Source organism: Fructobacillus cardui (assembly GCF_963580785.1).
Taxonomy (GTDB): Bacteria; Bacillota; Bacilli; order Lactobacillales; family Lactobacillaceae; genus Fructobacillus; species Fructobacillus cardui.
This window is the reverse complement of sequence record NZ_CAUZLS010000008.1, coordinates 17,433-35,271: the sequence shown is the minus strand read 5'-3', so window position 1 is coordinate 35,271 and position 17,839 is coordinate 17,433. Positions and strand designations below refer to the sequence as shown.

18 protein-coding genes, 2 pseudogenes and 1 riboswitch are annotated in these 17,839 nt (G+C 43.8%); of the genes and pseudogenes, 18 read left to right on the top strand and 2 right to left on the bottom strand.

Translation table 11 applies throughout. The annotated features are described in order from the left end of the window. The first annotated feature begins 40 nt into the window (after positions 1-40). From recO to AABI20_RS07005, 16 genes and pseudogenes are all read left to right on the top strand, one after another. A complete protein-coding gene (gene recO, locus AABI20_RS07075; protein ID WP_338347295.1) occupies positions 41-826 on the top strand; it encodes a DNA repair protein RecO in 786 nt (261 codons plus the stop codon). After that, on the top strand, positions 823-1,785 hold the full coding sequence (locus tag AABI20_RS07070; RefSeq protein WP_338347293.1) for an asparaginase: 963 nt from the start codon (positions 823-825) through the stop codon (positions 1,783-1,785). Before recO ends, AABI20_RS07070 begins: the two co-directional genes overlap by 4 nt. A gap of 130 nt (positions 1,786-1,915) precedes the next feature. Beyond that, positions 1,916-3,148 (top strand): serine hydroxymethyltransferase, encoded by a 1,233-nt coding sequence (glyA, locus tag AABI20_RS07065; protein WP_047974433.1) that lies wholly within the window; start codon positions 1,916-1,918, stop codon positions 3,146-3,148. A 75-nt stretch (positions 3,149-3,223) separates the two neighbouring features. Beyond that, positions 3,224-3,766 (top strand): 5-formyltetrahydrofolate cyclo-ligase, encoded by a 543-nt coding sequence (locus tag AABI20_RS07060; RefSeq protein WP_047974483.1) that lies wholly within the window; start codon positions 3,224-3,226, stop codon positions 3,764-3,766. Positions 3,767-3,909: 143 nt separating this feature from the next. Beyond that, positions 3,910-5,247, top strand: a complete 1,338-nt coding sequence (locus AABI20_RS07055) for a Y-family DNA polymerase (protein ID WP_338347291.1) — start codon at positions 3,910-3,912, stop codon at positions 5,245-5,247. After that, positions 5,240-5,638 carry a hypothetical protein gene (locus AABI20_RS07050; protein WP_338347290.1) on the top strand — a complete coding sequence of 133 codons (399 nt, stop codon included), beginning with the start codon at positions 5,240-5,242 and terminating at the stop codon, positions 5,636-5,638. Before AABI20_RS07055 ends, AABI20_RS07050 begins: the two co-directional genes overlap by 8 nt. Next, positions 5,625-5,885: a hypothetical protein gene (locus tag AABI20_RS07045; protein WP_047974430.1), complete on the top strand. Its 261-nt coding sequence runs from the start codon at positions 5,625-5,627 to the stop codon at positions 5,883-5,885. The genes AABI20_RS07050 and AABI20_RS07045 overlap by 14 nt, the downstream gene beginning before the upstream one ends. 134 nt (positions 5,886-6,019) lie before the next feature. Continuing rightward, a complete protein-coding gene (spxB, locus tag AABI20_RS07040; RefSeq protein WP_338345609.1) occupies positions 6,020-7,843 on the top strand; it encodes a pyruvate oxidase in 1,824 nt (607 codons plus the stop codon). A gap of 116 nt (positions 7,844-7,959) precedes the next feature. Further along, a complete protein-coding gene (locus AABI20_RS07035) occupies positions 7,960-8,682 on the top strand; it encodes a 2,3-bisphosphoglycerate-dependent phosphoglycerate mutase (protein ID WP_047974428.1) in 723 nt (240 codons plus the stop codon). A 232-nt stretch (positions 8,683-8,914) separates the two neighbouring features. Beyond that, positions 8,915-9,163, top strand: a pseudogene (locus AABI20_RS07625) (hypothetical protein); the annotation flags it as partial. A gap of 6 nt (positions 9,164-9,169) precedes the next feature. After that, a complete protein-coding gene (locus AABI20_RS07620) occupies positions 9,170-9,496 on the top strand; it encodes a nitroreductase family protein (RefSeq protein WP_082131870.1) in 327 nt (108 codons plus the stop codon). Positions 9,497-9,512: 16 nt separating this feature from the next. Beyond that, positions 9,513-10,175 carry an SDR family oxidoreductase gene (locus AABI20_RS07025; protein WP_338347289.1) on the top strand — a complete coding sequence of 221 codons (663 nt, stop codon included), beginning with the start codon at positions 9,513-9,515 and terminating at the stop codon, positions 10,173-10,175. Positions 10,176-10,644: 469 nt separating this feature from the next. Then, positions 10,645-11,466: a 2-keto-4-pentenoate hydratase gene (locus tag AABI20_RS07020; protein WP_047974424.1), complete on the top strand. Its 822-nt coding sequence runs from the start codon at positions 10,645-10,647 to the stop codon at positions 11,464-11,466. Positions 11,467-11,664: 198 nt separating this feature from the next. Next, a riboswitch (TPP riboswitch) is annotated at positions 11,665-11,770 on the top strand. A 277-nt stretch (positions 11,771-12,047) separates the two neighbouring features. Continuing rightward, positions 12,048-12,554 (top strand): energy coupling factor transporter S component ThiW, encoded by a 507-nt coding sequence (thiW, locus tag AABI20_RS07015; RefSeq protein ID WP_047974423.1) that lies wholly within the window; start codon positions 12,048-12,050, stop codon positions 12,552-12,554. 45 nt (positions 12,555-12,599) lie between these two features. Next, complete coding sequence (locus tag AABI20_RS07010; protein WP_338347286.1) at positions 12,600-13,256, top strand: HAD family hydrolase; 657 nt, start codon at positions 12,600-12,602, stop codon at positions 13,254-13,256. Continuing rightward, positions 13,253-13,552, top strand: a complete 300-nt coding sequence (locus AABI20_RS07005) for a thiamine-binding protein (protein WP_047974421.1) — start codon at positions 13,253-13,255, stop codon at positions 13,550-13,552. The genes AABI20_RS07010 and AABI20_RS07005 overlap by 4 nt, the downstream gene beginning before the upstream one ends. Before the next feature lie 62 nt (positions 13,553-13,614). Here AABI20_RS07005 and AABI20_RS07000 read toward each other — a convergent pair whose 3' ends face one another. Next, positions 13,615-14,307 carry a YjjG family noncanonical pyrimidine nucleotidase gene (locus tag AABI20_RS07000; protein WP_338347284.1) on the bottom strand — a complete coding sequence of 231 codons (693 nt, stop codon included), beginning with the start codon at positions 14,305-14,307 and terminating at the stop codon, positions 13,615-13,617. 253 nt (positions 14,308-14,560) lie between these two features. Between AABI20_RS07000 and AABI20_RS06995 the strand changes: the two genes are divergently transcribed. Both AABI20_RS06995 and AABI20_RS06990 read left to right on the top strand, forming a co-directional pair. Beyond that, positions 14,561-15,562: a YeiH family protein gene (locus tag AABI20_RS06995; RefSeq protein WP_338347282.1), complete on the top strand. Its 1,002-nt coding sequence runs from the start codon at positions 14,561-14,563 to the stop codon at positions 15,560-15,562. 125 nt (positions 15,563-15,687) lie between these two features. Further along, positions 15,688-16,369: pseudogene (locus AABI20_RS06990) on the top strand (type 1 glutamine amidotransferase). Between the two features lie 66 nt (positions 16,370-16,435). On the opposite strand, the gene AABI20_RS06985 reads toward AABI20_RS06990, so the two are convergent. Continuing rightward, a complete protein-coding gene (locus AABI20_RS06985) occupies positions 16,436-17,638 on the bottom strand; it encodes an ammonium transporter (RefSeq protein WP_338347280.1) in 1,203 nt (400 codons plus the stop codon). Positions 17,639-17,839 lie beyond the last annotated feature (201 nt).

Sequence of the window (17,839 nt, the reverse complement as noted above, 5' to 3'; positions counted from 1 at the left end):
TCAGCTTGATGGTTGTTTTTTTATGGAAAGGAGGGCCGTGATGGCATTGATTGAAGGTCTCGTCTTGTATACACGGCCTTACCGAGATAATGATCTGCTGGTTCGAGTTTTTACGAAGGAACAGGGAATAATGACTTTGATGGCTCGTGGGGCCAAGAAGGCAAAGTCAAAAGTTGGTTTTGCCTGTCAGGCCTATTCCTGGACGATTTTCGATGGCGCTTATCCAAAAAATAATACCGGTTTGGGCTTTATTAATGATGTGCAAGACAGTCATCCTTATAAAAATGTGGTTGGGGACATCAATGTGAGTGCCTATGCAGCGCTAATTGTAAAGCTCTTGGATTTAGCCTTGGAAGAGGGAAAATCAGAATCGGAATGGTATGAGAAAACGTTGGTGGGGTTTGAAAAACTCAATGAACAGGTGGACCCTCAAGTTATTACCAATATTTTTGAATTACAGCTGTTGCCCGCTTTTGGTGTGGCACCAAACTGGCAGGCTGATCCGATTTCCGGTGCTGTAATGGGAGTCTTTGACTATTCTGAAAAATATAACGGTATCATTGAACGGTCACATTTTGACCTTGATGATCAACGGTTAAACTTGGACCAGAAAGTCGTCTATTATTTACGGCAATTTTCAGCAATTGACATGAATAAGATTGCTAAGGTAACCTTATCTTTGATGACCAAGCGCGGCATTCAACGGGTGATTGATTATCTTTATGACCGAGAAGTCGGGTTGAAGCCAAAGGAAAAGGTCTTCATTCAAAAAATGGCTGCTTTTGAAGGGCAGCTGACCATTAAGGCGCGAAAGGGAAAGCCATGAAAAGAATTTTAGTTTTACATACTGGTGGGACGATTGCCATGCACGAGGATGTTGATGGTGATGTTGAACAGGGTGCACAAAACCCATTAAATGATGCCCACCTCGATTTACCCGAAGTGGAATTGACGACTGAAAACATTTTTAATTTGCCGTCCGAACATATTACCCCAACTCATATGTTGGCCCTCTATAACCGTCTCAAGGATGCGGAACAAGATTTTGACGGGGTAGTCATCACGCACGGGACGGATACGTTGGAAGAGACCTCATTCTTCTTGGATGGAACACTTTCCTTTGAAATTCCAATTGTCATGACCGGTGCTATGCGGTCCTCCAACGAATTGGGCTCCGATGGTTTATATAATTTCCAATCGGCCTTGCGCGTGGCCATCGATAAGCAGTCAAAAAATCGGGGTGTCATGGTTGTTTTAAATGATGAAATTCATGCTGCCCGGTTTGTGACGAAAACACATGCAACGAACGTTGCCACCTTTGCCTCACCGATTTCTGGGGCGATGGGTATGGTTAATAAACGTAAAATTCTCTTCTTTTACGACCTGCCATATAAGCAAACTTATCCCATTAAAGCCGTTGATAAAAGAATTCCGGTTATGAAAGCCTATGCCGGGATGGATGGCCATATTCTGAGTCTTTTAGCTGACTCAGGCATTGATGGCATCGTGATTGAAGCACTTGGAGCAGGAAACTTGGGCGAGGATGCTGCCCTTGGGGTTTTGAAACTCTTGGATGCTGGCATTCCTGTTGTGATTGTTTCGCGGTCCTTTAAGGGCATTGCGGAGCCGGTTTATGATTACCTTGGTGGTGGCGTGCAGCTCGAAAAGGCCGGGGCTATCTTCGCATCGGCCGTTAATGGGCAAAAGGCCCGACTAAAACTCTTGATTGGTCTGGAAAATCAGCTAAACACGAACGATTTAAATAATTACTTGCACGAATTTTAATAAAAGTCGTACTTATGCTAGACTATCGCAATAAATATTTGCTATAATAACTTTACACTAGTCAATCAGCTGACTGGCTAGCTGATGTTGTTTGATTTAGTGAAAGAAGATGCCCAGGAGAGCTTAAATCATGAATTTTACTGACCAAGACCCATTGATTTTTTCAGCCATTCAACAAGAAGGTGCCCGGCAAAACCGGACAATCGAATTGATTGCTTCTGAAAACTTTGCTTCAAAAGCCGTTCGTGCCGCTCAAGGTTCGGTATTGACGAACAAGTACGCAGAAGGATATCCCTACAAGCGTTACTATGGTGGAACGGAATACGTTGATATCGTTGAACAAGCTGCGATTGATCGTTTGAAGGAATTGTTTGGTGCAGAATATGCCAATGTGCAACCACATTCTGGTTCACAGGCAAACGCAGCAGCCTACATGGCCTTTTTGAAGCCAGGTGATACAATTTTGGGTATGGATTTGGATGCTGGTGGTCACTTGACTCACGGAGCCAAGGTAAGTTTTTCTGGTAAGGTTTACCATTCAGAAACTTACGGTTTGGATTCAGAAACTGAAACTTTGGACTATGATGCCATCATGGCACAAGCCAAGGAAGTCAAGCCACAGATGATTGTGGCTGGTGCATCTGCTTATTCACGAACAATCGACTTTAAGAAGTTCCGTGAAATCGCCGATGAAGTTGGGGCCTACTTGATGGTTGATATGGCTCACATTGCTGGTTTGGTTGCAGCTGGTTTGCACCAAAATCCAGTTGGCATTGCTGATGTCGTGACATCAACAACCCACAAGACTTTGCGTGGCCCACGTGGTGGTGTAATCTTGTCACAAGAAAAATACGCAAAGCAAATTAATTCAGCTATCTTCCCTGGTTCACAGGGTGGACCTTTGGAACACGTGATTGCTGCCAAGGCTGTTGCCTTTGGTGAAGCATTGCGTCCAGAATTTAAGGACTATGCAAAGCAAATCATCAAGAACTCACAGGCAATGGTTGCAGTCTTTGAAAAGACTGACGACATCCGTGTTGTTGCTGGTGGTACTGATAACCATCTCTTTAACTTGGATTTGACGAAGACTGATTTGACTGGTAAGGAAACACAAGAATTGTTGGATCGTGTCTCAATCACGACGAACAAGGAAGCCTTGCCAAATGAACAGCGCAGTCCATTTATTACTTCTGGAATTCGTATTGGAACACCAGCCATCACGACTCGTGGTTTCGATGAAAACGATAGTGCTGAAGTTGCCCGTTTGATTGTGGAAGCAATTCACAACCATGACGATGAAAAGGCATTAAAGGACATTAAGAAGCAAGCAGAACGCTTGGCAATGGCACACAAGTTGCCGTAATGACCAATAATGGTATAGAATGATGAAAAGCTGTTAATGCAGCTTTTTTTCTTTGAATCCGCTGGAGGTGAACAAATGCCTGACAAAAAGACGATTCGCCAGGAACAAAAAGCCAAGTTGAAGGCCTTGAGCCCGCTAGCAAAGGCTGAACAAGAAGAACAGTTATATCAAAAACTGTTTCAACAACCAGCCTGGCTTCAGGCACAAACTGTCGCGGTGACGGCATCGCTTCCTTTTGAAGTGGAGACAACACCGATTATGGAGGCCGCCTGGCAGGCTGGTAAAACGGTTGGCTTGGCGAAGGTGGTTGATCGAGAATTAACCTTTGTTAAAATCAGTGCCGACAGTGCCCTGACAGCTGGTGAAAGTTTTGGTATTTTGGAGCCCGAAAATGGTCAGGAACTGAAGAAATCAGCGATTGATTTGGTCTTAGTACCAGGGCTCGCCTTTAGCGATGCCGGCCTCCGAGTCGGTTTTGGTGGCGGTTATTATGACCGTTTTCTTGCCGATTACGAGGGGGAAAGTATCAGTCTCGCTCTAGCAGAACAAAGGCGGGTTGATTGGGTACCTGACAACTTTGATGAAGTGGTCGGCCAGGTTTTGGGCCCTGGCAAATGAGTGATTGTGACATAAAATTTTGATGAGAGACTTAACGTTAATGTTAGGTCTTTTTCTTAGCAAATTTTTACTGATTTTTTTCTTGCTAAAGCGAACATCTGTTCGTATAATAAAAACAGACTTAACAGGAGGAAATCCGTCGGATGACGACTAATGATTTTTCAAAAATTTATCAAAGTGAAGACCGGCGGGTTGTCTTTCTAATCGATTCAAAAAGCTTTTATGCCAGTTGCGAAGCGGTTGAACGAGGGTTAAATCCGCTGAAGGCCATGCTGGTAGTGATGTCACACCAGGAAAATGATACCGGGGGGTTAGTGCTGGCCTCATCGCCAATGGCTAAGAAGCGACTGGGGATTTCCAACGTTACCAGACAAAAGGATGTTCCAGATGTTCCTGGCCTAATCAAGGCGGAGCCGCGGATGAACCTTTATATCAAAAAAAACTTAGCGATTAATGCCATCTACCAACAATACGTTGACGATGACCACTTGTTACCATATTCCATTGATGAATCAATTTTAGATATCACTGATTTTTGGCACCTCTTTGGCAAGAGCCCAAGAGAAGTTGCGCAAAAAATTCAACGGCAAGTCCTGGCCGAAATGGGGATTTACCTTTCAGTTGGCATCGGGGATAGTCCGGTTTTAGCCAAATTAGCCTTGGATTTAGAAGCGAAAAAGGCGCCACACCTGCTGGCTGAGTGGCACTATGAGGACGTATCGAAAAAGTTGTGGCCCGTGACAAACTTTGGTCATGTTTGGAGTATTGGGTCACAAACGGCACAAAAATTGCAGCGGTGGGGCATTGCAAGCATTGGCGATTTAGCCAAACAAAACCCATATGTTCTCAAAGAACGGCTGGGACTAATGGGTGAGCAACTTTATGCCTTGGCCTGGGGCATTGACCGGTCTGATTTGACAGAAAAGATTACGCCAAAAGATAAGTCCTATGGGAACTCACAAGTTTTACCAGAAAATTACCATGATGCAGCGGCCATCCAAGTGGTGGTGCAAGAAATGGCAGATCAAGTAGCAAGTCGCCTCCGGGCGCACCAACAACAAGCAACCCTGGCATCACTTTACTTGGGTTATGCTGACCAAGGAATCGCTTTTAACACCCGCCACAATCCTAAAACGGGCCTGCACCAGACCATTCGCATCGAGCCAACAAATCGTAGTCAAACCTTGATGGCCGTTTTGAAGCGCATTTTTCAGGAAAATTGGTCGGGTGACCCAGTTCGCTATATTGGGATTTCTTTTTCCGGCTTATCGAGTGAAAGCGTGCAAGAAATTTCACTCTTTGACAAGGCTCCTAGTCCAACTGACCAGGAGGAAGATCCGGTTGATACGGTTGTTGACCAAATTCGTCGTCGCTTTGGGGCGGCGAGCCTGGTCCGTTCAATTTCGCTAGAAAAAGGGGCTACGGCGATTAGCCGGGCTAATTTGGTTGGGGGCCATAATGGGGGAAATGCTTATGAGTAAGAATTTTTCTGCTAATCCAGACTGGTTAGCGACCGTCGCTGGCTACTTTGACCATGATTATCGCGAGCGAGGGAAGGTCAAGTGGAATGGCTTTTTTCTTTCGGATCATACTGCGGGATTGAAAAATCAGAAAACGGATCAAGACCAGGCAGATCAGACGAAGTTGCATGAGGCCATGTCGTATGAGCAAATGCAGCAGGTGGTTGCTTTGGCTTATCGGAATTCACAACGATTGGTTGTCCAAGCGAACAGTTTCGATATCGAAGGCCGGGCCAGTCCTGTAGAAGTTGGCCGGGTAACAGGTTTTTTTGCGGATGGTTTTTACTTAGACAGAGAACCAAAAAATTGGGAAGACTTGCAGTTTGTGGAGGTTAATCATGGTCGAAAATGAATTGATAACTGAAATTTTAAAGGAAATGACACCATTATTTAAACGGGCTAAAAATACTGTTTACGAATTGCGAGTGGTGGACCAGCGGTATGCCGGACAAGTTAATTTTTTCTTTGAGTGGAATCAAGTTGGTCGCTCAACCATTTCTCGTCAAATCTTAACCGTTCCCAGACGGCGGGTGAAAGATTTGGAAGGACTGATTACGGCTTTGAAGTCCAAAACTATGGTGAAGGTGACGTTGGTATAATCGCTGGCAAATCAGCATTAGGCATCTTTTTATTAATAATTGTCTGTTGAATGTTACAACTGCGCAAAATCTTTTACATCTTTGTAAAACAAGGTTATAATATGGCTATAGCAAAGTAGAACAGGAGATGTCTTATGTCAGTAACAGGAAACACAGTTCCAGCAAGCATCGCAATGTTAAAGGTGCTTGAAGATTGGGGTGTTGATCACCTCTTTGGCTATCCTGGGGGTTCGTTTAACTCCACCATGGCAGCCCTCGCAGAGCGAAAAGAACAAATTCACTATATTCAAGTTCGCCATGAACAAGTTGGTGCTTTGGCAGCCGCAGCGGATGCTAAACTCACAGGTAAAATCGGCGTTGCCTTCGGATCGGCTGGACCTGGAGCCACAAACTTGTTAACGGGTCTTTATGATGCCAAGGAGGACCATGCACCTGTTTTGGCTCTTGTTGGTCAAACGCCACGCGCGGTTATGAACTCACACTTTTTCCAAGAATTCAACGAAGATCCAATCTTTGAAGATGTATCCGTTTATTGCCGAACTGTCATGACGGCTGAAAGTTTGCCACACGTGGTCGACCAGGCCATTCGTGAAGCCTACAAGCATCAGGGTGTCGCAACGGTGATTATTCCAAACGACTTGGGCTACGAACAAATTCCAGATATCGCTTATGGTTCCCATGGATCCACAGATGATAAAAAGACGCCACAGCCAGAACCAACCGCTGCCGAAGTTGATCAATTCTTAGCATTGGTTAAGGAAGCCAAGCGACCAGTTATTCACGTTGGTCGTGGAATTCAAGAAGGTGGTGACGCCCTGATTGAATTATCAAAGAAATTGCAAATTCCTTTGGTTATGACCGGTTTGGCAAAAGGCCATGTTGATGAAAGCTATGCAGGAAACTTGGGCATGGCCAACCGTGCTGCCTCAAAGGCTGCCGATGAAATCATGGCGAGCGCTGATTTGTTGATTGCCATTGGGGCTGATTTCCCATTTGCCAAATTAGTGTACACGACTCATCCGTTTAAGTTCGTTCAGGTCGATAACGACCGAACAGAGCTTGGCCGCCATCATAACCTCGATTTGGGTATCTGGTCGGATGCAACTGCTTTTGTACAGGCTGCCTTAGACCGTAGTGAACAAGCACCAGAATCCGCATTTTTCAAGGCCGCTTGTGCCGATAAGGAAAATTGGTTTACTTACCAAAAGCAATTGCAAGATGATATTCGTGAGCCGCTTCGAGCCGAACCAATTTACAAAGAAATTAACCGTGTTGCTGACCCGGATGCCATTTTTGCCATTGATATTGGTGATAATATCATTAACTCCTTCCGTCATTTGCATGTGACTCCAAAGAATAAGTTCGTGATTTCTGCCATCTTTGCTTCTATGGGTTCTGGACTACCAGCTGCTTTGGCTGGCCAATTGTCATACCCTGGTCGCCAAGTTTGGAATATCGCTGGTGATGGTGCCTTCTCAATGATTATGCAAGATTTGCTGACCGAGAAGAAGTATGATTTGCCAATTATTAATGTTATTACGGCCAACAAGACGTTGAACTTTATTAAGAGTGAACAAGATGATGTGGCCATGCATCATTCAGGAATTGATCTTGCTGATCAAAACTTTGCCATGATTGCCCAGGGAATGGGTGTTGAATCAGTGACGGTTACCAAGGCCAGTGAATTACCAGCAGCCTTTGATCAAGCGATTGAGGTCACGAAGGCTGGTCGACCATTCTTGATTGAAGCTAAAATTTCAGATGCCCGTTCGCTGCCTGTCGAAGAATTACAATTAAAGCAAACAGACCAAGGCATGGAAGAAACGCTCAACCCAACTTATAACAGTAACCTTGATTTGCAACGACCAAGTTCGGTTCGTGAATTTTTAGATTCATACGATGGTCAAAACTTGAAAACACTTCCAGAATTCTTTGAAGAATACGGTGTTGAATGGTAAACGTATAAGCTGACTTATTATAAAAGTCTTCTTTTGAAGGCTTTTTATTTTGTTTATAGAAGGCATTGCCTGCTTAAAGAGAATCGGTGTAAAATAGAGCGCAAAGGAGCTTGATTATGCCAAAACTTGTTTTACTACGTCACGGTCAAAGTGAATGGAACCAGTCTAACCGCTTTAATGGTTGGATCGATACTTATTTGTCTGCAACTGGCAAAAAACAAGCACAGGATGCCGGGCAGGCGCTTTTAAAACAGGAGATTCATTTTTCCCGGGCCTATAGCTCAGTTCTTAGTCGGACGATCATGACCATTAATCGCATCTTAGATGAATTAGGTCAATCATATATTCCGCTAACGAAGTCTTGGCGGTTAAATGAACGCCATTATGGCATATTGCAGGGTGAGGATAAGGATGCTATGCGTGCCAAGTATGGTAAAGAGCAGGTCCAAATCTGGCGACGGTCTTATTCTGTCTTGCCACCAAAACAGCCGGCATATGATCCAACAGTTACCATTGATGGCCGAACTTATCCAGCTTTTGATCGCCGTTATGCACGGGTGCCTTATGGCCTTTTGCCACTCAGTGAGAATATTCAAAGTACTGAAGTCCGAGTTCGACCACTTTTTGAAGATGAGATTGTGCCACGGTTGCGTGCGGGAGAAGATGTTTTGATTGTTGCTCATGGAACGTCCGTCAGAGCTTTGACCAAGCTCATCGAGGGTTTGACACCGGAACAGGTAACTAAGGTCGAAATTCCAAACGGCGAACCAATTATTTATGAATTTGATAAAAGTTTATCTGCTTATAAAAAGGAAATTGTGCGCTCTTCTTTCAAATAATTTTAAAAATCAGTTCTGATTTCTTTATGCCATTTGTTGTATTTTTAAAAATAGCACATATGATTATTAACTATACCAATCAAAGAGAAAGTTGAATTATTATCAACAAATAGAGATAATGTTCCTAACAAATATTTAAAGAAATTGGAGTCCCTACCAAATGAATTTTCAAACTGTTGTGAATGGTCGGAGTTCCATTCGGTGGTTTCAAGATTGAGAAGTTTCCACGAAAGCGCTACAGGAGATTGTTGAAACGGTACAGAAAGTACCGTCTTTTGTGAACTCGCAACCAGTCCGAGTGGTGATTGCCACTGGCAATACCTTGGCAGCTATTCGAGCACAACACTTACAATCCGTTTTGAACCAAGCACCGAGTCAATCAGTCTTGCCATATCAGCCAATTCCAGAGTGGGACGATTGCGCCAAGGCCAATATCGTGGGTTGGTTTGCTGGTACCAAGGAACAAATTGGTGATGATTGAGGTACAATGATGGGGAAGGCAGGTGCCAACCTCTATAATGCTCAGGCAATCGTTTACTTAACTTTGCCTAAAGATTATCCTGATTGGTCATTGGTTGATTGGGGTGCCTTTTCAGAAGCATTGGTGCTGTCGGTCCAAGATGCAGGTGTTGATTCTTTGCCAGACTATGAATTCGTTAAATTTGCTAATGATTTAATGGCACCGCTCAAGTTAACAGATGACCAACAGGTTGTAATGGGCGTTGGGCTCGGTTATCGTGATGAAGATAGTTTGTTAAATCAAATTCGTTCTGGTCGCATGGACACGAAAAGTATTTTGACAATTTTGGATTAAGTGAAGGGAGATTTTGATGACAAAGACACTTGTGATTGGTGCACACGGTAAAGTTGGTCAAATTTTGGTTCAAGATTTAGCTAAAAATCAGCGGGAGGTTTTAGCGGCCTTTCGGAATAAAGACCAATTGCAAACAGTGGCTGATTTAGCCGGTGTTGAGGGAGTTTATTTTGACCTCGATAGCGACGAACAAGCGATGACCCAATTTTTCATCGACCACCAAGTTGGTCAAATTGTTTTCACGGCAGGTGCCGGAGGCAAGGGTGGCATCGAACGAACGGTAGAAGTTGATTTGGACGGCGCCATTAAAACGATGATTGCAGCCAAAAAAGCTAGTGTTGCCCACTATGTGATGGTTTCAGCTGCTGGAGCAGATGACCGCAGTCGGTGGTCTGCATCCGGTATTTATCATTACTTTATGATGAAGCACTATGCTGATTTGTATTTGCAAAATTCCGGTTTGGATTATACGATTGTTCGCCCAGCGCTGCTTTTGGACACTGCTGGTACTGGAAAGGTTTCATTGAATGTCGACTTTTCTGGTCCAAAGGAAGATTTGCAAATTCCGCGAGCAGATGTTGCTGCTTTTGTCACAGTGGTATTAGCTCATCCTGAACAATCAGCTAATCAAATCTATGATTTAACAGCTGGTCATCAAAACATTCAAAATATTTTTTGATTTCAAATGAAGCCGAGGGGAGACCCTTGTTTTTTTTATTTAAATTAAAAATAAATGATAAAAGGGTTGACATTCAATCATAAAGTTGTAGACTACGAATCAACAGATAGAAAAAATAAGCGATAATAAGAAATGTCTGAGTGAGAAAATGATTAGAGAACGCCTGTTTGGTGAAAGGGCGTCGTTTTCAAACTTAAAGACGATCATTCTTTAGCTAGTGGGCTGAATGAAGTAAGCCTCGCTCGGTTGGTACCGTTATCAAACCGGCGTATCGCCTTTTTCGGGTCGTACGTTTGAGGTTGGACTTTGCCGTTCAACAAATTAAGGTGGTACCGTGCGTAAGCGCCCTTAACAACGATTTTTTCGTGGTTGAGGGCGCTTTTTTATCTGCTGATTTTTTTAGAAAAGGAGGGCACCGTGAAGTTTCGTACCGTCGTGAGCTGTTTGTATACTGAAAGGAGCATGAAATATGACAATGACTGAATTGAAGACCAAGGTGAAGGTAGTACCAGCAAAGCAAGAGGACAAATTGGCGCAGGCCCTCTATCATGCTTATCAAGAACGTCAACCGCTTGAGATGACTGAATGGGAGAAGGTTGTCAGCAATGATCAAACTGCCTATGCAGTGCAAGACCAATTGATGGAATTGAAAAATCAGCCACTTGGGGGTTACAAGGTCAGTTTGACTAGCCAAGAAACTCAAGATATGTTCGATTCAAACGAACCACTGTACGGGGCTCAGGTGCAGAACCATTTTGTGCAGTCACCAGCCAATCTTTCGTTGAAGAGCGATTTATTGGACCCATTGGCAGAAGTGGAATTGGTCTTCAAGGCCAAGGAAGACTTGCAAGTTACCGATTCTTTGGAAGATTTGCGTCGTAAAACGACTGTAGCAGCTGGTGTGGAAGTACCTGATGCCCGGTTTACGGACTGGTTTCCATCTTTGAGCAAGTACTTAGTCATGGCAGATGCAGCGGTTGGCGGTTTTGTGGTTTATGGACCAGAACGAGAAAGTACATCTTTGACCGTTGCTGAATTTGAGGATGTGAAGGCCTATTTGGCCCATAATGGCGAAGTGGTGGCTGAGGGAAGTTCAGCCGAAGTTTTGGGTAATCCACTTAAATCGTTGCAATGGCTAGTTAAAAAATTGGCAGCGCAAGGAAAGACCTTGCATGTGGGGGAACGAGTTTCCTCAGGAACCTTCCTATTGCCCCCACACCTAACGGAAGGAACCTGGACAGCTAGCTTTAACCATGATTTTGCAGACGTTGTGGTGGCAGTTAGTAAATAAGCAAACAATTTTGAAATATCAGACAGAATAGTTGTCTTTTTCCGCTAAAATGAGTATAATCATTCTCGTTGGGTAATGAGGGTTACCATTATGTTGATAACCTTCATTGTTCAGTCACCCTTTTTAGTGGTTCCAAATTGTTTGTTTCAGTAAACAACAATTGGCCGCACCAATAAATTGGGCGGCCCTTATTTTGAATAAAATCGATCGGGGAGTTTGTGTAATAGACTGAGAGGATGGTAAACCATTGACCCGAACACCTGAACCGGATAATGCCGGCGGAGGAAATCGTATCACTTTTGTAATCGAGGGCTCCGTTTTGGGGTGCTCGATTTTTTCTTTTAAATGAGAAAGGAGTGGTAGTGAATAATTCACGGTGATTTTACCGTGACAGGATGAAGGGGAGCGCCTTGATTCTGAAAAAACAGCGATGGGAAGCCGTGTTCCGGCGTGAGAGGAGACCAATTAGTCTCGACCGAACTTTCTACTAGACAGGGTCTGCCTGACTGGTTTAACCGCAAAAGTGGGAAAGGAGCGCTGTTTTTTTGCTACCCCACTGATTTTAAAAGGAGCGTTTTCAAATGAAGACACAGAAAAAATTATCAACGAAGAAGATGCTAGTAACGGCCTTGTTGGCTGCTTTGGCCTATGTTTTAAATAGCTTTGTCTATTTCCCGGCAATGGCACCCTTCCAACACTTCGTTGATGTCTTAGCCGCTGTTTTGGTAGGGCCATGGTATGGCTTGGCTAGTGCCTTAATTTGTGGTATTTTGCGAATGATGTCAGGTCGGACGATTCAAGCCGTGACGGGCGCTATTTTTGGCCCCATTCTTGGTGGCTTGATTTATCGTAAAACCCACAACCTTTACCTGGTTTTCCTTGGTGAAGTGATTGGAACAGGTATTTTAGGGGCGTTAACTTCTTATCCATTGATGAAAATTTTCTATGGCTTGGACGTCCACAAGTGGTATTACTTTGTGCCATATTACACACCAGCTGCCATTGTGGGTGCTGGGATGGGCTTGGCAGTGACCTTAATTTTTCAGAAGACGGGGCTGCTCAAACGAATGCACGCGAGCTTGGACTAAATAACAACGGCATTTAGAACAAGTCTGGTAAGGGGAGAGTGAGCGATGAGCGGTAAGGAATATTTGATTTTTGACCTCGATGGCACATTAGTTGATTCCATGCCTTTTTGGGAGGATTTAGCAACTGAATTGCTTCACCGACATGGCATTGATCAGCTACCAGCAGACTTGCATGACCGGATTCAAACCATGACTTTGACGAATTCGGCCGTCTTTATACAAGAACTATTTGTCTTACCCGTTACTGCTGAAAGTTTGGCGCAGGAAATGCGAGTTTTGATGGACCAACACTATCGAAATGATGTTCCGCTTAAGGTGGGGGTATATGCGTACTTACAAGGCATGCACAAAAATGGTCGCAAAATTGTTCTGGCAACCGCTAGTAGCTCGGCGTTAGCCAAAGACTGTCTTCGCCGTCTGAAATTACTGCCGTTTTTTGACTTTGTTTTTTCCTGTGAAGATGTTGGGCAGGATAAAACGCAACCCACAATTTACCAGGCTGCTGCACAATATTTTGGCCAGCAACCGAACAAGATTGCAGTCTACGAGGACGCACTGTATGCGGCTTCAACTGCAAAGAGAGCGGGTTTTCTTGTGATTGGTGTCTATGACCATCAGTCAAAGGAAGAGTGGACTGATTTACAAAATTTAGCAGATGAAACGATTGATTTTGCGACTGTAGTAAAAGGAGAAAATAAATGAGTGCAAGTGTAGCGATTCAGGTCTTACCAGCAGCCGAAAATGACCATGAGTTGTGCCGGATGGTCGATGAGGTAATTGCGTATATTCAAAGTACTGGTTTACGTTATGAAGTTGGTCCCTTTGAAACAACGATTGAAGGCGATGATTACAACCAGTTGATGGACATCGTGAAAGAGTGTCAGCGTGTGGCTGTTCGGGCGGGTGCCAAGAAGGTTTCAGCCTATATCAAGGTTGCCTATCAGCCCGATGGTGAAATTTTAACGATTGATCAAAAAATCGGTAAGTACCAAAAATAAAAAAGTCAGACCCGCAAAGGTCTGACTTTTTTGAGCTGATGATGATAGAAGCGCAGCTTTCATTATTGCAAGAGTGCTTCCAAAGTTGGCAAATCTTCAACTACTTGAGTTGGTTTGATTTCTGACGGGCTTTCTTTGTGATTGGGATTAATCCAAATCGTGTCGAGTTGATAGTTTTGGCCACCCAGGATATCAGAAGTTAAGCCATCCCCAATCATTACTGTATTTTCCTTGGTCATTTGCGGGTTGTCTTGGAAAATGCGGTCGAAGAAGGCGGCGTCGGGTTTAGAAGCACCAATCATTTCAGAAGTGAAAATTTGGTCAAAGTACTGGTCTAAGCCAGTTTCCCTGAGGCGAAGGCGTTGAGTAGCGTCTTGGGCATTCGTACCGGCAATAATCGTATATTGATTTTGTAGGTGCTGCAAAATTTCAGTGGCATAGGGCACCATCCGATAATTATGGTCACGCAATGTAGCGTATTCTTGCTCAAGTCGGTCGGCATCATAGTCGATTCCAAGAGCTCCGAGGGTCTTTTTGAAACGCTCTTCAAAAATTTGTTGGCGAGCAATTTCTTTGAATTCGTATTGTTGCCAGAGATGGTGGTTAATCTCTTGATAAGTTTTTAGTGCATGGTCTAAATCAGTGCCTGTTAAGCCTAATTCATTTGAAAAAAGCTGACGAATGGCGGCGACTTCGCCTCCGGTAAAATCCAAAAGGGTGTCATCAAGGTCAAAAATCAAATATTCATCGGTCATGCTACAATCCAACTTTCTATACTATAATTAACTTTAATTATGATAACACGGTGGTTAAAAGACAACCCCTTAATTTTTGTTTTATTTTAAACGAGGGCGTGGTGTGTTGTATCAATTTTAAAAATGATTAAAAATCGACATTTGTTATCAAATTTTAATCTTGATAAGCTTGACCAAGCCCCCCTGGTTAGGTGTTTAATGGGGAAGTAATATTTTTTGTTAAAACGCTAACGAAAGAAGGAATGGTTGTCTGATGAGAATCGAGAAGAAGCATGTTGTTGGGATTGTCCTAGCAGTTGTGGTTTCGCTTTTCGCCCAATTTTTGAGTAAATATTTACCGCAATTGGGAGCCGAAAGTTTGGCCATGATTATTGGGATTTTGTTGGGAAATACTATTTTTGCTGGTGACCAGTATGGTGCTGGGGTTAAGTGGTCAGAAAAATATCCAATTGAGATTGGGATTGCTCTGCTGGGGTCGACTTTGACCTTTAAAACGCTTTCCAAATTAGGATTGAATGGTATTTTCTTTATCATTATTAATATGGTCTTGGTGATTGGGATTGTCTTCTTGCTGGGGAAGTACCTGTTTAAGGTTGACGACAACAGTACGATGTTGATGGGCGCTGGAAATGCCGTCTGTGGTTCAAGTGCTATTGCGGCCGTGGCACCAGTTATTAAGGCCAAGGATGATGATCGCCGAACGGCGGTCGCAACCGTTTCCTTGACGGGTATGCTGCTTTTGCTGACATTGCCAAGTTTGTCACACTTCTTATTTGGCAATAACGATTTATTGCGCGGGGCCCTAGTTGGTGGCACTGTTCAGTCCGTTGGTCAGGTTGTTGGAACAGCTTCCTTGATTAACTCAAACGTTGTGACCTTTGCAACGCTGTTTAAGCTGTTGAGGGTCATTATGTTGGTCTTTGTAGTTGTTTTGTTTGCTTACATCGCTAAGCGGCAAAATGCAAAAGAGGCGGTCGAAGAGGACGAAAGTGCTAAAATTACGATTCTACCTTGGTACATCATCGTCTTTGCCATCTTACTGATAGTGAACTCAATCATGGCTTTGCCAGCTCCAATTCACCAGTTTAGTCACACGGTGTCAACTTTCTTTGGCGTGGTCAACTTGGCGGCCATTGGCTTGAACTTGAAGTGGTCAGTTATTAAAAAGAGTGGCGTCAAGTTCCTCAGTTTTGGTTTCTTGGTCGGCGCTGTTCAAGTTTTGCTCGCTGTTGTTTTGATTCACTTGTTCTTCTAAATATTCGTTGAAAAATTAGTCCTGACTTAAACCGTCAGGATTTTTTTGTGTTAGAATAATCGTATTAAGGGCATATGCAGGCGAAACCCGTATCAAATTGCCGTCGAAAAAAGGAGGCTTTTTTGATGCGCATTCATGTTTTGCAACATACACCAAACGAAGGGCCAGGGAGCATTGCTCGTTGGTCGCAAAAAAACAGTCATGAGATGACCGTTCACCACCCAGCTCATTTTCAAGATGTCTTGCCAAAGGCGGAGGATGTTGATTTCTTAGTTATTTTGGGTGGACCAATGAGTCCTAATGATGACTTGCCTTGGATTGCTGAAGAGCGGTCGCTAATTGCACAATTAATGGTTCAGCATAAACCGATTTTTGGGGCATGCTTTGGCGCTCAGCAAATTGCCAAGGTGCTTGGGGGCGAAGTTCTCGATGCTTCCCTATAAGGAAGTTGGTTGGGCACCGGTTAAACGACTTAGTAACCGTATTCCTGGCTTACCAGAAAAAGTAGAAGCACTGCATTGGCATGAACAGATGTTTACTGTACCTGAGCAGGCGGAGATGTTATTCAGTACTGATTTAGTCAAAAATCAGGGCTTTGTGTTCGAAAACGTCTTAGGCTTGCAGTTTCATTTTGAACCGGAGGCGGACAATGTCCGTGAAATGGTTGCTAATGATTGCGAGTACGCCAATGATCCTAAAAATACTTTGCACCAAACGGGTGCTGATATTTTAGCTCACGGTGTTCCAAGCAAAAATCAGGAAATAATGTTCTTGTTGTTGGACTATCTGCTTGACCAAACAAATTAACTTTAGGCAAAAATAAAAGGGCTGTCATTGATGACAGCCCTTTTATTGTGCATTGATTTAATTGACTTAGTCTTTGATAACGAGTAGGTGAATCAATTTATCGTAACCAGCGCTTTCATCAGCATCGCTTACGCGTAATGGACCAGCAATGACTCGAGTAACGCCTGCCAAAACCAGTGTCCCAATAATGACCAAAGCAAGCGTCACCAAAATGGCGATTGCTTGATGACCTAGCAAGTCCCAGTGGCCTGAAATTAAACCAGCGGCACTACCAGGTAAGTTTTTATCAGCGAAGACACCGGTCAGAAGAGCACCAACGGTACCACCAATTCCGTGAATACCAAAGGCATCCAGGGTATCATCGTAACCGAAGAAGTTCTTAATTGTTGTGATGCTAACAAAACCAAGGACCCCGGCAATCAAGCCCATCACAATGGCTGCCCATGGTTGAACGTAACCAGCTGCAGGCGTGATTGCGACCAAACCAGCTAAGGCACCCGTTACCAGTCCATCGAGTGTGACCTTTTTTTGAATCTGGTAAGCAATTACTCCCCATGAAAGAACAGCTGCTGATGAGGCAACCCATGAGTTAATCAAAGCCACGATGGCTTGGTTGTTAGCAGCTAAAGCTGAACCAGAGTTGAAGCCGAACCAACCAACCCAGAGTAAGAAACCACCAACCAAGACATAAATTGGATTTGTTTGGTGTGGCTTTTGATCGTTGCGTGGACCCAGAATCAAAGCCAATACCAAACCTGTGACACCAGATGAAATGTGAACAACAGTACCACCAGCGAAATCGATGGCACCTAACTTAGCTAAGAAGCCGTTATCCCAAACCATGTGGGCAAGGGGAGCGTAAATGAAAATCAACCATAATGTTAGGAAAGTTAACATTGACTTCAAACGCATCCGACCAACCACTGAACCAGTGATGATGGTAATGGTGATAATTGGGAACATTCCTTGGAAGATGGCAAAGGCGCCATCTGGAATGTTTAAGCCACGTGTAGACCCTGAAAGGGAGACGTGGTTGAGTCCCAAGTAATGTAGGTTTCCAATAAAGGAACCAGATCCACCAAAGGATAAGCTATAACCTAACAGTGCCCAGATGACTGTGGCTAGACCAATCAGCAATACTGATATACCAACTGTATGCAACAAGTTTTTCTTGTCGCCTAATCCTGCGTAAAACAATCCCAATCCTGGGGTCATGATCCAAACCAAAACGGCTGATGTCAGGACCCAAGCAATACTTCCACTATCCATTCGAATTCCTCCAAGTACTGTTTCCCTGCTATTTATTACAGGTCTTATCATACCGCTTGTTATAACTGTACCAATTTAAATTTGGCAGTTTTCCTGACAAAGATTGTATGCCTTGTTAGGCAAAGGGGGGTATATTCGTCAGTAAATATTCGGGAAGCGCGATGAATTGCTGACCTGGTGACCGAATACGCCAGGGTTTTT